16 protein-coding genes are annotated in these 19,301 nt (G+C 54.4%); 4 read left to right on the forward strand and 12 right to left on the reverse strand.

All coding sequences use genetic code 11. The features are described from left to right. Positions 1-166 precede the first annotated feature (166 nt). Entirely contained in the window at positions 167-604 is a 438-nt protein-coding gene (locus PV433_RS26380; RefSeq protein WP_332075018.1) for an Hsp20/alpha crystallin family protein, read from the reverse strand. A 91-nt stretch (positions 605-695) separates the two neighbouring features. Then, the gene (locus PV433_RS26385) at positions 696-1,790 is read right to left on the reverse strand and encodes a GerAB/ArcD/ProY family transporter (protein ID WP_332075019.1); all 1,095 of its coding nucleotides are present in this window, start codon (positions 1,788-1,790) and stop codon (positions 696-698) included. Between the two features lie 156 nt (positions 1,791-1,946). Between PV433_RS26385 and PV433_RS26390 the strand changes: the two genes are divergently transcribed. The 4 genes from PV433_RS26390 to PV433_RS26405 are packed head-to-tail and all read left to right on the forward strand — an operon-like array spanning position 1,947 to position 6,076. Then, the gene (locus tag PV433_RS26390) at positions 1,947-3,455 is read left to right on the forward strand and encodes a spore germination protein (RefSeq protein WP_332075020.1); all 1,509 of its coding nucleotides are present in this window, start codon (positions 1,947-1,949) and stop codon (positions 3,453-3,455) included. An 18-nt stretch (positions 3,456-3,473) separates the two neighbouring features. Continuing rightward, on the forward strand, positions 3,474-4,673 hold the full coding sequence (locus tag PV433_RS26395) for a Ger(x)C family spore germination protein (protein WP_332075021.1): 1,200 nt from the start codon (positions 3,474-3,476) through the stop codon (positions 4,671-4,673). A 5-nt stretch (positions 4,674-4,678) separates the two neighbouring features. Beyond that, positions 4,679-4,909 carry a hypothetical protein gene (locus PV433_RS26400; RefSeq protein WP_332075022.1) on the forward strand — a complete coding sequence of 77 codons (231 nt, stop codon included), beginning with the start codon at positions 4,679-4,681 and terminating at the stop codon, positions 4,907-4,909. 18 nt (positions 4,910-4,927) lie between these two features. Next, the gene (locus PV433_RS26405; RefSeq protein ID WP_332075023.1) at positions 4,928-6,076 is read left to right on the forward strand and encodes a GerAB/ArcD/ProY family transporter; all 1,149 of its coding nucleotides are present in this window, start codon (positions 4,928-4,930) and stop codon (positions 6,074-6,076) included. A gap of 61 nt (positions 6,077-6,137) precedes the next feature. Here PV433_RS26405 and PV433_RS26410 read toward each other — a convergent pair whose 3' ends face one another. The 10 genes from PV433_RS26410 to PV433_RS26455 all read right to left on the reverse strand — a co-directional run bounded on the left by PV433_RS26410 (position 6,138) and on the right by PV433_RS26455 (position 19,284). Further along, on the reverse strand, positions 6,138-8,213 hold the full coding sequence (locus PV433_RS26410; protein ID WP_332075100.1) for an ABC transporter ATP-binding protein: 2,076 nt from the start codon (positions 8,211-8,213) through the stop codon (positions 6,138-6,140). 17 nt (positions 8,214-8,230) lie between these two features. Next, complete coding sequence (locus PV433_RS26415) at positions 8,231-9,988, reverse strand: ABC transporter ATP-binding protein (RefSeq protein WP_332075024.1); 1,758 nt, start codon at positions 9,986-9,988, stop codon at positions 8,231-8,233. Between the two features lie 515 nt (positions 9,989-10,503). Then, positions 10,504-11,421: a metallophosphoesterase family protein gene (locus tag PV433_RS26420; RefSeq protein WP_332075025.1), complete on the reverse strand. Its 918-nt coding sequence runs from the start codon at positions 11,419-11,421 to the stop codon at positions 10,504-10,506. Positions 11,422-11,466: 45 nt separating this feature from the next. Next, a complete protein-coding gene (locus PV433_RS26425; RefSeq protein WP_332075026.1) occupies positions 11,467-12,357 on the reverse strand; it encodes a carbohydrate ABC transporter permease in 891 nt (296 codons plus the stop codon). A gap of 16 nt (positions 12,358-12,373) precedes the next feature. Continuing rightward, on the reverse strand, positions 12,374-13,264 hold the full coding sequence (locus PV433_RS26430; protein WP_332075027.1) for an ABC transporter permease: 891 nt from the start codon (positions 13,262-13,264) through the stop codon (positions 12,374-12,376). Positions 13,265-13,283: 19 nt separating this feature from the next. Then, positions 13,284-14,939 (reverse strand): extracellular solute-binding protein, encoded by a 1,656-nt coding sequence (locus tag PV433_RS26435; protein ID WP_332075028.1) that lies wholly within the window; start codon positions 14,937-14,939, stop codon positions 13,284-13,286. Between the two features lie 42 nt (positions 14,940-14,981). Continuing rightward, entirely contained in the window at positions 14,982-16,124 is a 1,143-nt protein-coding gene (locus tag PV433_RS26440; protein WP_332075029.1) for a phosphonoacetaldehyde reductase, read from the reverse strand. Next, complete coding sequence (gene phnX / locus PV433_RS26445) at positions 16,121-16,930, reverse strand: phosphonoacetaldehyde hydrolase (RefSeq protein ID WP_332075030.1); 810 nt, start codon at positions 16,928-16,930, stop codon at positions 16,121-16,123. The genes PV433_RS26440 and phnX overlap by 4 nt, the downstream gene beginning before the upstream one ends. A gap of 155 nt (positions 16,931-17,085) precedes the next feature. Beyond that, entirely contained in the window at positions 17,086-17,862 is a 777-nt protein-coding gene (locus tag PV433_RS26450; RefSeq protein ID WP_332075031.1) for a DeoR/GlpR family DNA-binding transcription regulator, read from the reverse strand. Positions 17,863-18,102: 240 nt separating this feature from the next. After that, entirely contained in the window at positions 18,103-19,284 is a 1,182-nt protein-coding gene (locus PV433_RS26455; protein ID WP_332075032.1) for a M20 metallopeptidase family protein, read from the reverse strand. Positions 19,285-19,301 lie beyond the last annotated feature (17 nt).

Genomic DNA, 19,301 nt, shown 5'->3' on the forward strand with positions numbered 1-19,301 from the left:
ATGACGCTGCGTAAGCGGAGGCTTCTTCGTAATGAATGTTTCAATTTACCGCTTAACGCTTTATTGAATTTAAACATTCTTTAACGTTTTAAAAAAACAACACCCCCCAACCACGGCCAAAGCGGCCGGTTTGGGGGGTGCTGCGCTTCTGAGGTTTGTTGCACTTCTAGTGAAACTCGATATCGATCTTTTTCTTCGGAGGAGGCTGCAGCTTGGTCATGCGGATCTCAAGCACGCCGTTGCGGTAACTCGCTTTAATCGCCTCTTCGTTCACAGCGGCGGGCAGCGTAACCGACCGGTGAAACCGGCCGTAAAACCGCTCCTGCCGATGCATCTGCTCGTCTTTCACCTCGTGAGTGCGATTGACGGTTCCGGCAATTGTCAACATATTGCCGTCAATGTCGATATGCACGTCTTCCTTTTTCTCCAGTCCCGGCAAATCGCAGGTAGCCACCACTTCATGCTCGGTCTCGTGGATGTCGATCCGATGGGCGCCGAACTGCTGATCGCCTTTTACAAAGGCCGGAAAATCGTTAAACAGACGGTCCAGATCACGTCTCCAGCCTTCCAGATTACGAAACGAATCGTGCGGAATCAAAGCCATTGCCTATACCCTCCCGGCTTGTTTCTAGAATCGTTTTCCTGAATAGATTTCCTTCCTCCCGGTCCGAATATGCGTCATCGACGCCCTGCAGTTATTTTTTTACCGGAGACAAGGAGCGGACCCAGGCGCTTCCCAGCATCGCAACCGGAATCAATAACCCGAACGTTGCGCTGAATGCCCACCACGTGTGCTGAATGAACTGATTGAAGTAAATGCTCGTAGGCACGATAACGAACGAGGACACGACAGTCAGGAACGCAAACGGCAAGGACAATACCCGGTCGTCCTTCAGCTTCAGCAGACGGGTCGTCCCTAAGACGGCCGCATAAAAGCACAGAAACAACTTTACAAATAATGTAAGGAACCACAGCGACGCCATAAACACTTCGATCCGTTCCAGAAAATCGGCAATGCTGATTTTTTTGGCCAGTACGAACGAGGTAAACAGCTGCAAGCCCGTAACAGGCGCTCCAAGCACAAGAAGGCATGTCAGGATGGTGACCGCGAGCACCGAACTGCCGGTCAGCATGCCGATCCGATAAGCTCCTCCGATCGGCCGCCGGGAGCCCACGGCAGGGAGCAGCATCATTAAAATAAATGCCTCGCAATAATAACCGACCAGCAAAACGCCGCCTCTCAGCACCGGATTCGCCCCCTTGTTGAACACCGGCAGCAGCCGTTTCGGCTCCACCTCGGGAATAAGCAGCACGATCAGCACGACAAAGAGAAAGATGACCAGATAAAAAAAGATTTCCGCCGAACGGACGATTGTCCCGAGCCCGAGTCGGTATCCCCATACGACAACCGCCATAAACAAAATGAGAAACGACTGAATCGGCGTTTCCGGCATAATATGAGTTACCATAAAATCGCCTACCTGCCAGAGAACAATGCCGGAATCAAGCGTGAAAAACAACACCGCCGCCCACCCGAGCGCCTGTCCGGCCAGCTTGCCGAACGCCGATCCGTACATATCTAGCAGATGTTGACGCGGATACCGTCCGGCAAGGACGCCGTATACCGATACGATCACCAGACCGGCGGCAATGCCGAGCAAGCCCGACAGCCAGGCGTTCTGCTGGCTTTCCTGCACGATTTTGGCCGGCAAGTACAGGATCGTGTCTCCGATGACGAACAGGACGACAAGCATTGCGAATTGACGAGCCGTTACAATTCCCCGTTCCATGCTTCCCCTCCCTGCCGGCGGCGACCGGTCATTCTTTGCCATCCCCGCGCTTTTTATACGGATTAATGTTTTCCAATTGACCGGCGGATATACGCCAGATTATAAAGTGAAACCGTTTGGTACATACTGGGGATAAAACAACTTCGAGGAGCCGTCATGAACATTCACCACTCCCTTGCGCAAAATCTGGCCCAGCTGAAATCGAACTTTGGGAACAGCAACGACTTGATCGTACGGGAACTGGTGTTAAATCAAACAGGGGAAGGCAAGCTTACGATTACGTATATGGACGGGCTGGTCAGCAAAGATGCGGTTTTCCGTCTGATGGAATCGATGCTGCTGCACAGCGGCTCGATCGACCCGGACGATTCCGGCAGCATTATGCACCATCTCGCCATAACTGTTGGTGATGTAAGCTGCAAAACCGATTTCGACGCGATTCAAAGGGCTATCTTGTCCGGCGATACCGTCGTCTGGTCCGATCGGGCCGATGTGGCCGTCGTCGTGGACACCCGCGGGGGCGATCTGCGCCCGGTATCCCAGCCGGTGTCGCAGACAGTCGTCCGCGGACCGCAGGACGCGTTTACCGAAGCGATTCATACGAACATCTCGCTGATCCGCCGAAGGATCAAAGACCCGAACCTGTGGCTGGAGATGAAACAGTTTGGCAGCGTCACGAAAACCGATGTGGCCGTCATGTACATTAATGGGCTCGTCAAGGAAGACGTGCTGGCGAAGCTGCACGAGCGGCTCGGAGCCATCAAAATCGACAGCGTGCTGGAAAGCAATTATATCGAGGAGTTTATTCAGGATTCGACATTCACCGTTTTCCCGACCGTCAACAATTCCGAACGCCCGGATGTCGTCGCAGCGGCGCTGCTGGAAGGAAGAGTGGCGGTAATCGTCGACGGGACGCCGTTCGTCCTGCTCGTTCCCGGGCTGTTCACTCAATTTATGCAATCCCCGGAAGATTATTATCACCGCGCCGATTTCGGAATTTTGCGCGCGCTCCGGTATCTCGCCTTGTTTATCTCGCTGCTGGCTCCCGCCTTGTATATCGCGATCACGACCTTTCATCAGGAGATGCTTCCGACTTCCCTGCTGATCAGTCTGGCCGCCCAGCGGGAGGGCATCCCGTTTCCCGCTTTTATCGAAGCGCTCATGATGGAGATTACGTTCGAGCTGCTGCGGGAAGCGGGCGTCCGGATGCCCCGGGCCGTCGGAACGGCGATCTCGATCGTAGGCGCTCTCGTGCTCGGGCAAGCGTCCGTCGAAGCCGGTCTCGTCTCTCCGGCGATGGTCATTATCGTATCGATTACAGCGATTACCGGATTTATTTTTCCCAGCTTCGAGATCGGCATCTCCGTCCGGCTGCTGCGGTTCGTCTTTATGGGGCTGGCCGCCTCGTTCGGCTTCTTCGGAATTATCGTCGGGATGATCGCGCTTGTTCTGCATTTATGCCACCTGCAGTCGTTCGGCATTCCGTATATGTCGCCCATCGCCCCGTTTAACGCCAAGGAGCAGAAAGATAACATCGTCCGCGTCCCTTGGTGGTCCATGAACCGTCGAAGCGGCCCGGCCCCGGACGAGAACGGCATGAAGCCAAACGGCGTTAGTCCGCCTTCGCCTTCTCCTTCGGGAGGACAAGGCCATCAACGAGAATAAGCATAATCGGGGGCCAATATGAAGCGGATAACGGCAACGATACTAATCAGCCTGCTGGCGGTCGCCCTGCTGACGGGCTGCTGGAACCGCAGGGAGCTGAACGATCTGTCCATCGCTCTGGGGATCGGCATCGACAAGGTAGGAGAACGGTACCGGTTATCGGTTCAAATTGTCAATCCGCAGGAGATCGCGGCCCGTAAAGGAGGAAGCGACAGCTCCCCCGTGACGATTTATGAAGAAACGGGAGACACGCTGTTCGAAATATTCCGGCGGATGACGACCCATACTCCGCGTAAAATCTACATGTCGCATCTGCGCATCCTGATTATCGGCGAAGAAGTGGCCAAGGACGGCATTCAGAACGTACTGGACGTATTCGCCCGCGATCACGAGATGCGCACCGACTTCTACGTGATCATCGCCCGGGATACGGAGGCGAAGCAAGTGCTAAGCATCTTGCAGCCGCTGGAGAAAGTGCCGGCCAACTTCCTGTACAAGACGCTGCAAACGTCGGAAAGCGTATGGGCGCCGACGATCGGCATATTCCTAGACGAGCTGTTGTCCGACTTGATGGTCAAAGGCAAGGAAGCTACTTTAACCGGGGTCCGGGTTCTCGGAGATGCGGAGGCCGGCATCAAGGTCGATCATTTAAAGGCGACCCGGACGAGCGCCTTTCTAAAATACTCGACGATCGGAGTATTCCGCGCAGACAAGCTGGTCGGCTGGTTAAACGAAGAGGAAAGCAAAGGCTACAACTACATCTCGAACCGGGTAAAAAGCACGGTCGGGGTGCTTCCGTGTCCGGGAGGCGGGAAGATGGACGTCGAGGTCATCCGGACCAAAACGAAGCTGTCGGGAAAAGTGACCGACGGCCAGCCCGAGATTACGATCGAGATCCGCATCGACCAAAATGTGGGGGAGGTCGCGTGCGATATCGACATCACCGATCCGGACGTAATGAACAAGATGGACCGAGTGGGCGAAAAAAAGATAAAGTCGATCGTAGAGAAAACCGTACAGCGCGCCCAGAAAAAGTACAAGTCCGACATTTTCGGGTTCGGCGATGCGATCCGCCGCAGCAGCCCGAAGGAGTGGGAACGCCTGGAGAACGACTGGGACAACCTATTCCCGGAAGTGCCCGTACGATACAACGTTCAAGTCAGCACGCTAAGAACCGGCACGCAGAGCAATTCTTTCATTAACAAGATGGAGCGGTGACCCTTATGCTGGCAGTTCTCGGAATCATGACGGCAGGAATAGCGATTGTCTGGCTGGAGCTGCCGAAGCTGAGAAAGCTGGGGATGCGGGAGAAAGCGTCGTTTTATACGTTCCTGGCCGTCTCGGTCGGCCTCGGCATCGCGCACAGCCTCCGCCTGCCTGTCCCCAATCCGCTGGACTGGATCGCCTTCGTGTATAAGCCGTTCAGCAATTGGTTATTCGGCCTGCTGACATGATCCGGAAGGGAGAGACCGATGAATCCACGGAAAATAACCGCCCGCCAGTTGCAGCATCTAGTCACTCTCTTTACGGTTGGCAGCTCGATCCTGTTCATCCCGCTGAGCATATCATCCCAAGCCGGGCAGGACGCCTGGATCTCGATTGCGCTCGGCATGGTTTTCAGCCTGGGATTGATCGCGCTGTACAGCGCAGTCGCCAAGCTTGCGCCCGGCTCCACAATCGTGGAGCTGAACCGCAAATGGCTCGGCAAATGGCTCGGATCGGCCGTATCCGTTCTATTCGCAGCGACCGCGATCATCGTCGGCGCGGCTTCGCTGATCAGCTATTTGGGCATGTTTATTGTTACGCAAACAATGGACGACACTCCCGCATATGTCATCCATATCTTGTTCGCGCTCGTCGTATGGATGGGGATGCGCTGCGGCATCGGTACGCTGGCCCGCGCCTCCGAGGTGATGTATCCGGCTTTTTTCTTCTTGTTTGCCGCCTTAATCGTGTTGGTGGCGCCCAATATGAAGACGGAACATTTACAGCCTGCTTTTGTCAGCGGAATGAAGCCGATTTTAGGCGGAATGCTGGACTACGTCAGCTTTTCGAGCATGCCGCTCGTTTATTTTATGATGATTTTCCCCCGCATCGTCGACGCGACGCGCAAGGAAGCGGTCAAAGCGTTTTACCTCGGCAGCCTGGCGGGAGGCGCCTACCTGCTGATCATCACGGTCGTATGCACGTCCGTGCTCGGCTTGCAAAACACGCTGCAGCAAGTATACCCGAGCTATGCGCTCGCGAAAAAAATCGATATCGCCAACTTCCTGACCCGCATCGAGGTTATTGTCGCGACGTTATGGATCATTTCTTTATTTTACAAGCTGATCGTTTATTTTTACGCGGGGTTAAAAGGAATCGGCGAACTGCTCCAGCTGAAGGACGATTCGGTGCTGATCGCCCCCCTCTGCGTGCTGATCGTCGTCATGTCGCTGACGATGTATCCCAATACCCAATACGTCAAAATGTGGGACAGCAAAATATGGCCTCCCTATATTCAAACGTTCGGCCTGTTCCTGCCGCTGCTCCTGTGGATCGTCGGAACCGCGCGGCGAGCCCGCCAAGGAACTACGCCTGCGGGCCCCCCATCCGGCAATACGAATAAACGCTCCGGCTGACCGCAAATCATGCGGATGCCAGAGCGTTTTTAGTTCGTACATGGTCCGCCTTGCGGCCGATCTAGCCGATTCCGGCCGGGGCTAAGTCCCCATGCTGGATCTGGACCATCTGATAATATTTGCCTTGCCGCTTCATCAGCTCGTCGTGACTGCCGCGCTCGACGATCCGGCCCCGGTCGAGGACCAGGATGAGGTCGGCGCTGCGGATCGTCGACAGCCGGTGCGCGATGACGAACGTCGTCCGCCCCTTCTTGACGACCTCGAGCGCTTTCTGGATCAGCGCCTCTGTCTCGGTGTCGATATTGGACGTCGCTTCGTCCAGAATCAGGATCGCCGGATCGAACGCCAGCGCGCGGGCGAACGAAATCAGCTGCCGCTGGCCGGCGGACAACGTACTCCCCTTCTCGATCACCGGCTCGTCGATGCCTTTGGGCAGATGCTCCAGCAGCCGGTCCGCACCGACGTCGGCAAGCACCTTCAGGATACGCTCGCGTGTGATCGAAGGGTCATCAAGCGACACATTCGAGCCGATCGTACCCGTGAACAGGAACGGGTCCTGCAGCACGATGCCCATATGCTGGCGCAGCGTCTGCTTCGGCACCTGGCGGATGTCGGTGCCGTCGATCGAGATCGTCCCCCGCTCCGTGTCATAAAACCGGAACAGCAGATTCAGGATCGAGCTTTTGCCCGAACCCGTATGCCCGACCAGCGCCACCGTCTGCCCCTGCTTCGCCTCGAAGCCGATTCCTTTCAGCACGTACTCCTCTTCCTTGTAAGCAAACCATACGTCGTCGAACTTGACGTCACCCTTGAAACGGTCCATCCTCCGGTCCGACACATCCTCGCCTTCCTCGTCCAGCAGCACGAATACCCGCTCCGCGGAGACGAGCGCCGTCTCCAGATTCGGCAGTTGATTGACGATGTTGACGATCGGATTGAACAGCCGGTTCAAATAATCGACGAACGCGTACAAGACGCCCAGCGTCACGACCGCCCCAGGTCCCGACAAGGCGGTGCCGCCGAAATACCAGATGACGGCGACGAAGGCGATGTTCCGGATAACCCCGACCAGGTTGTGACCGGTGAACGAATTTAAGTTCAGCAGCTTGTTGCGGAACGTAAACAGTCTGGAATTAATCGCTTCGAACTCCGCCTCGATCCGTTTCTCGCCTCCGAACGCCTGAACGACCGGCATTCCTTGGATCGATTCGTTGATCACGCCGTTGATTTCGCCGACGGCGGACCGGATCGTCCGGTTGTAGCGTTTGGCCTTGCGACCGTATACGTAAATCCAGACGGCCAGCACAGGCAGGATGAAGAGGCAAATGGCGGCAAGCTTCACATCGAGAATAAATAAAGCTACAAAGATGCCGGCCATATACAAAGCCCCAGTAAAAAAGTTCGCCAGCACCGTAACGTACAGCTCGCGGATCGTCTCCGTATCGTTCGTTACCCGGGAGACGACCTTGCCTGCCGGCAAATTGTCGAAGTAGCGGACCGGCATCCGGTTCAGTTGCCCGAATACGTCTGTCCGCATATCCCGGATAATCCGGTTCGCCGAAGACTGCAGGAAGTAGCGCTGGCCGTAGGAGAACAGCGCGGATACAGCCAGCAGGCCGAAGTAAAACCAGCAAAGCCGGATCATGCCGGCAATCTCCGGGCGGAAAAAGCTGAACGTTTCTTGCGCCGTCAACTGGCGCGCTTCGTATGTGCGGGATTCGGCACCAGACTGAATCCGTACCTCCCCCCGCTCCGTCACGGAGCGCGAGCCGTCGAAGGCGATGCTGCCATCTATAAAGTAGTAGGCGGTGCCCGCCTGAACAATCCGGACTTCCGCTCCTTTCGATTCCCCTTCCCCGAACCGGTCCTCCCGCTTGTAGGCCGCCCCGTCGAATGTGACGGCAGCGGCGCCGGCCGATTCCGCGCGGAACCAGGGCTTCTCGATTCCGGAAATGTGCAGGTCGATCATCCGCTTCGCGACGAACGGACCGGCCAATTCAGCAGTCACCGCGACGGCCAGCATTAGCAGCGCCAGCAGCAGCTGCGTCTTGAAGCCGAGCGCGTACTTGATCAGCCGCGCCAGCGTCTGCTTCTTGCTGCCCGCCGACCGGTCGATATCCAAATCATAATGCTCCATATCGCTCATCTATCGTTTCACTCCCCTCCGGTCCGTTTCATCTCCAGTTGCTGCACCTCATACTGCTCCTTATACCAGCCGCCGAGCCGGATGAGATCGTCGTGCGTTCCTTGCTCGGCGATCCGTCCCCCATCCATAACGACGATCCAGTCCGCATGCTGAATGGCGGACAGCCGGTGCGTGGCGATCAGCGTCGTCTTGCCGGCTCTCGCCGTGCGGATGTTCGCCACGATCTCCGCCTCGGTGCGCGAATCGACAGCCGACAGCGCGTCGTCCAGCATCAGAATCGGCGGATCGGATACGAGCGCCCGGGCAATCGAGGCACGCTGCTTCTGGCCTCCGGAGAGCGATACGCCTTTCTCCCCGACCATCGTCTCCAGCCCTTTCGGAAGGAAGCTCATATCTTTGCGCAGCGCTGACACGGCGATCGCCTTCTCCAGTTCCTCCGTCGAGGCACCGCCGGTCCGGCTGCCGAATGCGATGTTCGTGCGTACCGTGCGGGAGAACAGGAAGTGCTCCTGCGGCACGTAGCCGTACCACGACTTCAACTGTTCAGGCGCGATCGCTTCGATCGGCGTGCCGGAGATGGATACCGTCCCTTCTCCCGGCGGATATTCCCGCAGCAGCTGCTTGATCAGCGTCGTCTTGCCGCTTCCCGTCCGGCCCACGATGCCCAGTGTTGTGCCCGGCTCCAGCGTGATCGTCACGTCGCGCAAATTATCGACCGGCGAGGACGGATAACGGAACGTTACATGATTGAACTCGATTTTCTCGGGTGCATCGACCGTTACCGGAACCGCAGGAGGCGGAACGTCCTGCTTCGAACCCAGCGCCACCCCAACCCGGTCCAGCGAAGCGCTGCCCCGCTGCATAATATTGATCAGCTCGCCGATCGCGAACATCGGCCAGATCAGCATCCCCAAATAGACGTTAAACGCAACAAGTCCGCCGATCGTCAATTCGCTGTTGTAGACGAGGTAGGCGCCGTAGCCGAGACCGATCAGGTAGCTCGCGCCGGTTAATATTTTCATCGTCGGCTCGAACAAGGCGTCGATGCGAACGACCGCGATATTTTTGTCCAGCACGTCTCCGGTTACGGCGGCAAACCGCTTCTCCGCCTCGCGCTCCTGCACGTAGGCGCGGATGACACGAATGCCGGATATCGTCTCAAGCACCCCGTCGTTCATATGGCCGAATGCGTCCTGCGCGTCCATGAACCGCTTATGAATCCATTTGCCGTACAGACTGACCAGCACCGCCATGATCGGCAGAGGCAGGATCGCCGCCAGCGTAAGCTTCCACGAGACGAAAAACACCATCGTGACGAGCAGCGTCGCCATCCAGATCGTCGAATCCAGAAAGGTCAGGATGCCGAAGCCCGCCGTTTGCGAGACCGCCTGCAAGTCGTTGGTCGCCAGCGCCATCAGATCGCCGGTCCGGTTCCGTTCGTAGAACGAAGGCGTCATCTTCAAAAAGTGCCTCATGAGCAAGGAACGCTGCATCCGTTCCAGCACGAACGCCCCGCCGAACAGTTTGTATTGCCAATAATAGTTCGTAATGTACGCAATGAGCGTAATGCCCAGCATAATCAGCAGCGTGACCGTAATCTTCTCCCAGGTCAGCGCGCCACTCTGAATCGCATCGATCGATTGCCCGACGATCATCGGCGGTATGATCTCCAGAATCCCCGCTATGATCAGCAGCGCGATCGCGAAAATATACCTCTTCCGTTCCAATTTGAAAAACCAGCCTAGCTTGTGCAGTACCGACAGCATCTCTCTCTACGCTCCTCTCCTTAGGGCCCGCCTGAGCCGGTCCAGCGCCGGCTTCGTGTATGCCTCCCTTCTCCATCAACCAAGAATAAACGCCTACCGGCGTCTTTGACGCTGGCGTTTACCGATAGAGCCACTCCCTGGTAAACCAAAAAAAACACACCGCCCGAGAGCGATGTGCTTCGTTATAGGAAACGAAAGACGTACGCCACGAGCCTAACGTGACCTGCGCCTCGAAGTACGGCAGAGCACCGGACCGCGATTACCGCGTCCGACCTGATCTCCCGGCTGCCAAGGAAGCCACGCCGCCTGTATTGAAATTCCGGATAAAGCGTTGTTGATCTGCGCGTTGACGGAATTCCATACGGAGCATATTGGCTTCTCCTTTCCGGGAAACAAGTGATTCGAACCTATCTGTAACGTTATCACGGCCGGATTTCGTCTGTCAATCGTTCTCCCCGAGAAAAAATAAGTATAATCATTGTTACACCCGCATCATTCGCGATGCGGGTGTACGGTCAGTACTTCAACTTGCGGCTGGATATGTTCGCGGTCACCCGGTGGCCGCCGGCTGTATTCACATGGCCGCAATCGATCGGAGCCGGCCCGACAAATCCGCTTTCCTTGCCTTCGATGGTCAGAAGCCCGGGTTCGAGCGTAACGATCGCATAAAGCGACTCCTCATAAGGCGCCGACTGCGCAAGAATCGGATATTCTTTCGTAAGCGCTTCGGAATAGCGAATTACGTTGAACGTAGGACCCATGTAGTAGTACGACATGCTGTTGATATGAATGTAATAAATATTGTCGATGACTTTGACGCCGTCCAGATGATTGTGGCCGTTCAGGCAGGCGACCACTTTGCGAAAACCGGCGGCTTCATTGGCCTTACGAAGAACAGCCCGCAACTCTGCCCCGTTTTTAATGCCCAGTTCCGAGTCGTCCAGGTTCTGGTGACTGAAGATCAATGTAGGTTTATTCGTGTCAGCCAGATCTTGCCCCAGCCATTCCAGCTGTTCGGCGGATATATGGTCGATGCAGCTCGGATGTTTGACGTAATTGCCGTGTTCATAGTCCACATATGCGTCGTCCGGCTTGATATAATTGGCGTCCAGAACGACGAAATGATACAGGCCCCGATCAAAGGAATAATAGCTCCGATCCATGCCGATAAAGCTCATGACGGTCTTTTTATCGTTTTTATCCATATCGTGATTGCCGAGCACATGATAGCGCGGTCCGTTAAACTCATTCCATATCGACAGAAAGGGTACGTTTTCCGGAATCGGATGGCAAAAATCGCCCAATTGAATAATAAAGTCTACCTTCTCCGCATTCATGCGGAGGATGAATTCCTGTAACCGTTTCTCTGCGTTATACATCAGGTCTTGATGAACATCGGCCATAATGCCGAATCGGATAACCGGCTGTGACATTCTGCATTATCCCACCTTAGATTCATGATCTCATTCGCGAGATTGTTACTCTTTTACCGAACCAAGCACGATCCCGTGTATAAAGTACCGCTGCAGCAACGGATAAATGAGAAGGATCGGGATCATGCTGACCATGACTTTAGCGGCATTTAGTCCTTGGTCGGACGTTTGCATCATAATCTTCAACTGCTCCGGATCGAGTCCTTCCAACTGAGCCGGCTGAAGCAGGAAGGAGTTGATATACGTTTGCAGCGGCATTTTCTCCGGAGAATGGATCAGCAGCAGGCCGTCGAAAAAAGCGTTCCAATGCCCGACTACACTGAACAAAGTCACGGTCGCAAGTGCCGGAAGCGAGAGAGGAATGTAGATGTTCAGCAGCAAGTACCACGGTCCGGCACCGTCCATCGCCGAAGCTTCATCCAGTTCTTTGGGCAAGCTGCGGAAAAAGTTCATCAATAGAATGACATTAAACACCGGAACCGCTCCTGGCAGAACGAGAGCCCAGATCGTGTCGATCAATCCGACCGCTTTTACCGTCAAGTACCAAGGGATCAGGCCGCCGGAAAAGATCATCGCAAACACAACCGCCCACATGTACACGTTCCGTCCTTTAAACTTGCTGCTGTCCCTCGATAAAGGAAAAGCCATGAGTACTGTGATCAGAAACTGCAAAGCTCCGCCCAGCAATACTCTCTGCAGAGAAACCATGAACGATTGAAAAAACTGCGTATCCTGCATCAAAGTTTGATAGTTATAAAAGCTGAACCCGATCGGAAATAAAGTCACTGCGCCCGAAGTAACGGCAGCCTTATCGCTAAAGGATACCGACACCGTATTTAAGATCGGAAATAACGACAGAAACGCGATAAGAACTACAATAACGATAATGGCCGTATCCGTGATTTTTGTGCCTAGCCTATTGCCGTGGACAATCAAAGGATCTCCCCGCTCTCTAGAATATCCGGTAGTTTGCATAACGAGCAGCCAACAAATAGGACATCACGATGAGTACAAAGCTGACCAGCGATTTCATCAGACCGACTGCGCTGGCGATTCCGTACTGCATCTGAACCAGACCGACCCGGTACACATACGTGTCGATTACATCACCTGAAGCATAGACGAGCGGGTTGTACATGTTCAGGATTTGCTCGAATCCGGCGTTCAGGACATTCCCTAACGACAGTGTGGTCAGCAGAACAATCGTGGGGGTAATCGACGGTAACGTCACATGAACCAGCTTGTCCCATCGGGTGGCGCCGTCGATATCCGCCGCCTCATATAGCGCCGGATTAATCGCGGTAAGAGCGGCTAAATACACGATGGCCGAAAACCCGAAATCTTTCCATACGTCGCTGCCGACTAGAACGAGCGGGAACCACGTATTGCTGCCGAAAAACAGGATCGGCTCGAAGCCGAAAAACGCGATCACTTGATTGACGATTCCCTTGAGCGACAACAGGTTAAGCAAAATGACGGATAGCAGCACCCACGACATGAAATGCGGCAAGTAGACGATCGTTTGAACCCAGCGCTTCAAGTAGCGATTCCGGATTTCATTCAATAGGAGCGCAAACAGGATAGGCACAATCAGACCGGCAATGATTTTCATAACGGCAATATAGATCGTGTTGAAGAAAATGATCTTGCTGTCCGATATTTGGAACATGAATAAAATATTGTCTAGACCGACCCAAGGGGATCCCCAAATCCCCTTGGCCGGAAGAAACTTTTTGAACGCGATCACCGCGCCGAACATCGGATAAAAGCTGAATACCGCCAGTATCGCCATGCCCGGGAGCAGCATCGCATGATAATTCCATTGTACGTTCCAGTTTCTCATCCGCGTTCACCGCCCCGCATCAAGTGCCCGAGCCTTTCGCCGCTTTCCGGACTTCTTGCGTAATCTCGTCTCCGCCTTGTTTGTTCCATTCCGAGACGAAGGTGTCGAAGTACTCAAGCGGCTTGTTGCCGGTAATGATCTGGACAAAGGCTTCATTTTCCAGCTTGGACAAATTCGCCCATTTCAGTTCCATCGTTTTGGTGCTGCCGTAAAATTGGCTGTACACTTCCTTGTTGCGCGGATCCAGTACAATTTGACCGCCTAAGAACTGGTAAGCGGTGTAAGCCCAATCTTGCGGAACGCTTTTAATAGCATCCCAGCCTTTGCTGTAATTGTCGAATATGCTTACATCGGCCGGAGGGAGATCCACTTTTTTCAGCTTTCCGGCCGCTGTATCTTGAAACCTTTGAAAACGATCTTTAAGCGTTGTTTTCAGCCGGTAGGTCGCCTGCATCGGGCGCACGTTCCAGTTCGTACCTGGACTGTCCGCATACAGCTGCGGGGAACTCGGTCGGTTGTTATCGATCTCGGCGGCTACATTGATCATTTTCAGCAGCGCTTCCGGATGTTTGGCGCCTTTTTTGACGACATAGATCGTTCCGAGCGGGTCGGGCTGCCTCGGATAATAGTTGCCGTCCTGCGACAAGATCATATGCGCTTTCCATTCCGCTTTCGGATCGTTCTTGACCGAGTCGGCCAATGCGCTCATCGGCGACCAGGTGGCTCCTGTCGAGATACCCGCTTTGCCCGCACTGTTTCCTTTGGCAAACTGGTCGGGTTTGATCGTTCCGAATTCTTTGTCGATCAGCCCTGCCGCATACCATTCGCGCATTTTACCCAGCGCCTGCTTCGTCTCGCTTGTCGTCGAACCGTAGACAATATCGCCGTTTTTGTCCTTCGTCCAAAATTTCGGATAAGCCCGGAGAGAAGTAAAGTAGGCGTCCAGCGAATTATTGCCGGTAGAATTCGTCACAAAATTCGAGGTACTCATGATACCGTACGTATCTTTTACACCGTTTTGATCCGGATCTTGTTCGATAAACGCTTTTGCAACTTTCTCGACGTCATCGATCGTGATGCCGAGCGGCAGGTTGATTCCGACTTTGTCCAGCCAGTCTTTGCGGATCCATACGACGGGGTCGCTGTCATGCGCCGGGATGGTCGAGGGGATGCCGAGCAGCTTGCCGTTAGAGGTCACCCGGTTGGTCAACTGGTTGCCGAATCCGCCAATCACTTCTTTTAGAAGCGGCGAAGCATAGCTCTCGTACACGTTCGTCAAATCTTCCAGCATGTCCGATTCCGCAAGCAGCTTGAACTGCGCCTCGTTCACGCGCATAAAATCGGGAATGTCGTTGCCCGAGATAAGCAGATTGACTTTCTGGTCGTAACCTCCGCCCGGAATTTGAAACGCATAGTTAAACTTGATGTTCAAATTCTCCTCAAACCAGCGGGTATAACGATTGTCCGTAAACGAATCGTTCGAGCCTGACGGCCATTTGCTGTCCTGATTCATCACGTAGCCGATGCTCATCGTTACGGGCTCTTCATACTTACCCAGGTTGACCGGCTTCGTATCCTTGCCGCTATCCTGACCGCCCGTCTTGCTGCTGCAAGCCGCAGTGAATACAAGAGATGACAACACCAGCAGGGAAACGCTCTTTTTGACTGTTTTCATTTCGAATCCTCCCATTATAGGCACAGTGAATTGGAAGCAGTTTTACAACAGCGATTGAAGCACGTCATGCACGTCCTGTTCGGTCATTTCGATCGGATTGTTGTCCATTCGTCCTTTTGTGTACGCCCGCTTCACAATCTCAGTGGTGCTGTCGGCAGTGACGCCGTAATCCCGAAGACGGGTTGGAATCCCATAAAGCCTATAGATATCGAAAATAATTTGTTGAACGTCCTCCACGCAATCCGCGCAAAACGCCTTAAGCAGTCTGTGAGAATCTATTAGTCTTTCCTTATTGAGGGATAATATGGAACCTATCGTAATACTCGTCGCTATACCGTGCTCGATCCCATACAGCATCGTCAAAGGGTAAGAAATGGAGTGACAAGCCGTCGTTCTCGTATTGCTGAATGCCAGTCCGGCGTACAGGCTCGCATACGCCAGCTGCTCCCTCAGCTTTTCGCTCGCCGGATCTTCCTTCAACTGCGGGAGCGCCTCCATGATCCGTTCGATCGCCTGCAGCGAGTAAAGTCTCGTAATCGGGTTCGTGCGAACCGACCAGTACGCTTCCACCGCATGACTGAGCGCATCGAGAGCGGTAGACACGCTTAACTGCAGCGGCATAGAAGCGGCAAGCTCGGGCAAAATTATGGCTGCGCTGGCGTATAACCGCGGATCGTCAACGGAATACTTCACTCCCCTTTCTTCGTCCCAGACGGTGGCCCAGCTTGTTACTTCCGACCCCGTCCCCGATGTGGTCGGTATGCCGATCCACGGCGCATATCGTTCCTGTCTTCGATAGGTCTTATCGATGATAGCTTCCCTGAACGCATCCTTCGTCTCCAGCGAGATGCCTTGAAAAGCCGAAAGCACCTTCGCCACGTCCATGACGCTGCCGCCGCCGATGGCGATCACGAGCTGATAATCCGCGCCCTCCAGCCGGTTCTTTAACTCCCAGATGTCATTAACGTCAGGGTTGGCAATCTGGATTTCTATGCTTGTCACGTTGTAACCTTGCAGCCAGTTGTATAGAGAAGCTAGACAGGGGCTGCCTTCGACGCCGCCGCCTCGAGTCAACAGCAGGATCCGGTCTGCCCCCGGTGCAAGCCGCTTGGTAAGATCCGTTAGAAACAGCGCGACAGACTCGTTGCCGCTATAAACCGTGACCGGGTTATAAAACGTACTCACGCTTGCAACCCCTCTTCCTTCAATCTTAGATTCAATTCCTCGACGATGTCCGGAAGCTCTGCGATCGAGTCGATTACGGCATCCGCACCCGTTTGTTCGAATCTGCCGCGCACTTCCTCCATCCGAATCGCCAGCTCCGACGGCTCCATCGTCCGGACTTCCTCTTGCGTGAGTCCAAGCTCGCTGCTCCCTTTAACGACGGCAACCGTCCAAACGCCTGCATGCTTTCCCTCCAGCACATCCGTTACCGTATCTCCAACCTTGACGACGGTCCGAACCGACATCACGCCGAGCTCCTCCATATTTCGATAAATCATATAGGGATACGGTCTCGCCGCCTTGACTTCATCGGAGGCGATGCGAAAGTCCGGCTCGTATCCTTTGCTTTTGGCTTGCGGCGCCACCACTTGCATCATCGTCTTCGTATAACCCGTGGAAGACCCGATTTGGATGCCCGAGCTTCTAAGTCTGGCGATCGTTTCAACGACTCCGGGGATGGGGTCGGTATAATTCTCCAAAGATTTCATCAACAGCGACTCGAATGACTCGTACAACCGCTCTACATCGGACAAGGTCGCTTCTCCGCCATATTGACGAATCCATGCTTGCTTGACCCGTTCCATGCTTAATATGGCTTGAATGTGATCCCGCTTCTTCAACCCCATCGGAGCTCTCGCTTCTTCTACCCGTATGGGAACCCCCGCACTCTCGAACGAGTTCATAAAAGCTTCCATCGGTGCAAAACAACCATAATCGATTACCGTTCCCGCCCAATCCAATACTACGGCCCGGATTTTACTAGTCATTTTAATAACTCCTCTTGTCTGTTTGGGTGAGTTGCAGCTTGAGTATAAGCTCTATTCTTTGACGATTCAATAACTTTTGCGTTATTTTACAAATAATTTACATGATATTGCTTTGTTTTGCTGTTTTATTAAGTGAACAAAGCATAAAAAAACGCTTATCCGTTTGGATAAGCGTTCACGATCGAAACCCCGTTTTCTATATACTGCTCGCGCAGCGTATCATCCATCTGACTGTCCGTAATGATGGCATCGATCTGCTTCAGGCTGCAAATATTCAGGTACGATACCGTTTCAAACTTGCTGGAATCGGCCACCACGACCGATTGTCTGGAGCTGCGGATCATCGCATTGATCACATCCGACTCCCCTTGCCTGAAATCCGTCAGCCCTTTTTCCAGCGAGATGGCATTGATGCTAATGAACGATACGTCGATATTGAAACCCGCAATTTCGTTTTCAATCGACCTTCCGTACAGCGAATATTCGTCGTGATTCAGAATTCCGCCGAGCAGGATGACCGTAAATCCCTTCTTATGTGCGAGACATTCCACTACTTTCAAGGAATTGCTTATGATCGTCAGCCGTTCGAACCGGGCCGCCAGCTTTTTGGCCACTTCTATATTGGTCGTTCCCGCATTGAGGCAGACCGCTTGATTTTCCTTAATCCGTTCAACGGCATATCCGGCCAGTTCCTGTTTTCTGTCGATCAGGGAGATTTTCCTTTGAAGATACGCTTGATTGGTTACCACATTATTTTTGGATGTCGCACCGCCGTGCACCCTTTGAAGCTTTCCGAGGCTCTCCAATTGGGCTAAGTCTCTGCGGACGGTATCGAGCGAAACCTGCAAGAGCGATTTTAATTCGGTTACCGATACGTTGCCTTTGGACTCCAACTCCATAATGATTAATTTATGTCTTTCCTGAACTAACATCCAAGGAGCCTCCCTGCCGTTTATTGCGGCTTTTTGCTTGTTTCACGCCTAAATCGTATCAAAAAACGCTGCTTACGTAAACGTTCCGGTGGACAATCATACAATAAATCAACAATTGGCGGCATGAAATATAAAAAGAGAGCTCCGCCCGTCCGGCGTCGCCGCTGGCGGAAGCTCTCTTAGATGGTTGGCAGGGAAGGGATTGGCTTCCCGCTTATGCCTGTTTGACGATTTTGCGGATCAGGTAGACAGACGATGCAGCGTAATCTCCGCCAGCATAGCTGCACCTAGGCCGATGCAGCTCTCATCCGGATTAAATCTCGGACTGTGGAGTCCCGCCGCCTCGTCCGCGCCGGACCGGGGACCCGAGCCCAGCCAAAAGAAGCAGCCGTTGGCGAACTCGGTATATTCCGCGAAATCTTCCCCGTACGTCATCGGATCCGGCTCGAAGCGATTCTCTCTGCCGATCAGCCGGTCGGCGGCCTCCACGACATGCCGGGTGCACGTCTCGTCGTTCATCACCGGCGGAACTTGCCGGATATACGTTACTTTCGCTTCGCACCGGTAAGCTTTGCAAGTATCTGCGACAATACGCTCGACGACCCCCGGCATCTTCTCTCTCCACTCGTTGTCGAGGTTGCGCACCGTGCCGGTCAGCTCCACCGTATCCGGAATAATATTGTTGGCCGTACCGGCATGGATCGTACCGATCGTGACGACCGCCCCCCGGGTAGGCGGAATCTCCCGGCTTACCGCTGTCTGCAGCGCCATCACGACAGCCGATGCGGCGACGATCGGGTCGATGCAGGCATGCGGGTAGCCGCCGTGCCCGCCCTTGCCTTCGATCCGGATCTCCAGACGGTCGATGGAGCCCATCAGCACCCCCGGCTTAACCGATACGGTTCCGGCAGGCAGCGAGGGCAGATTGTGGAGCCCGTAGATCTCATCGACCCTATCCATGACTCCTTGCTCGATCATAGCCTTAGCCCCGGCCAGTATTTCCTCGGCGGACTGGAAAATAAACCGCACCGTACCGCTCAGCTCGGCCCGGTGTTCCGTTAAAATCCTCACAGCTCCAATGAGAACCGACGTATGGACATCGTGGCCGCATGCATGCATAACGCCGGGATGTTCGGAGCTGAACGGCAGCCCGGTCTCCTCCGTCACCGGCAAGGCGTCCATATCCGCGCGCAAGGCGATCAGCGGCCCTTCCCGTCCGCCCTTCAGGTCGGCAACGACGCCATGACCGCCGACGCCGGTTCTCGGCTCCAGGCCGAGCCGGGTCAGCTCCGCCGCTACCGCGGCGGCTGTCCGGGATTCCTCGAAGCTCAGCTCGGGAAACCGGTGCAGCTCCCGCCTAATGGCGATCAAATCGGCCTCGATCCGCCGTGCTTGCTCCATGACAAGTTCGGATGTGCTCATCGGTAAGTCCCTCCATG

The organism is Paenibacillus sp. GYB004, from assembly GCF_036577605.1.
GTDB classification, from domain to species: Bacteria; Bacillota; Bacilli; order Paenibacillales; family NBRC-103111; genus Paenibacillus_AB; species Paenibacillus_AB oceani.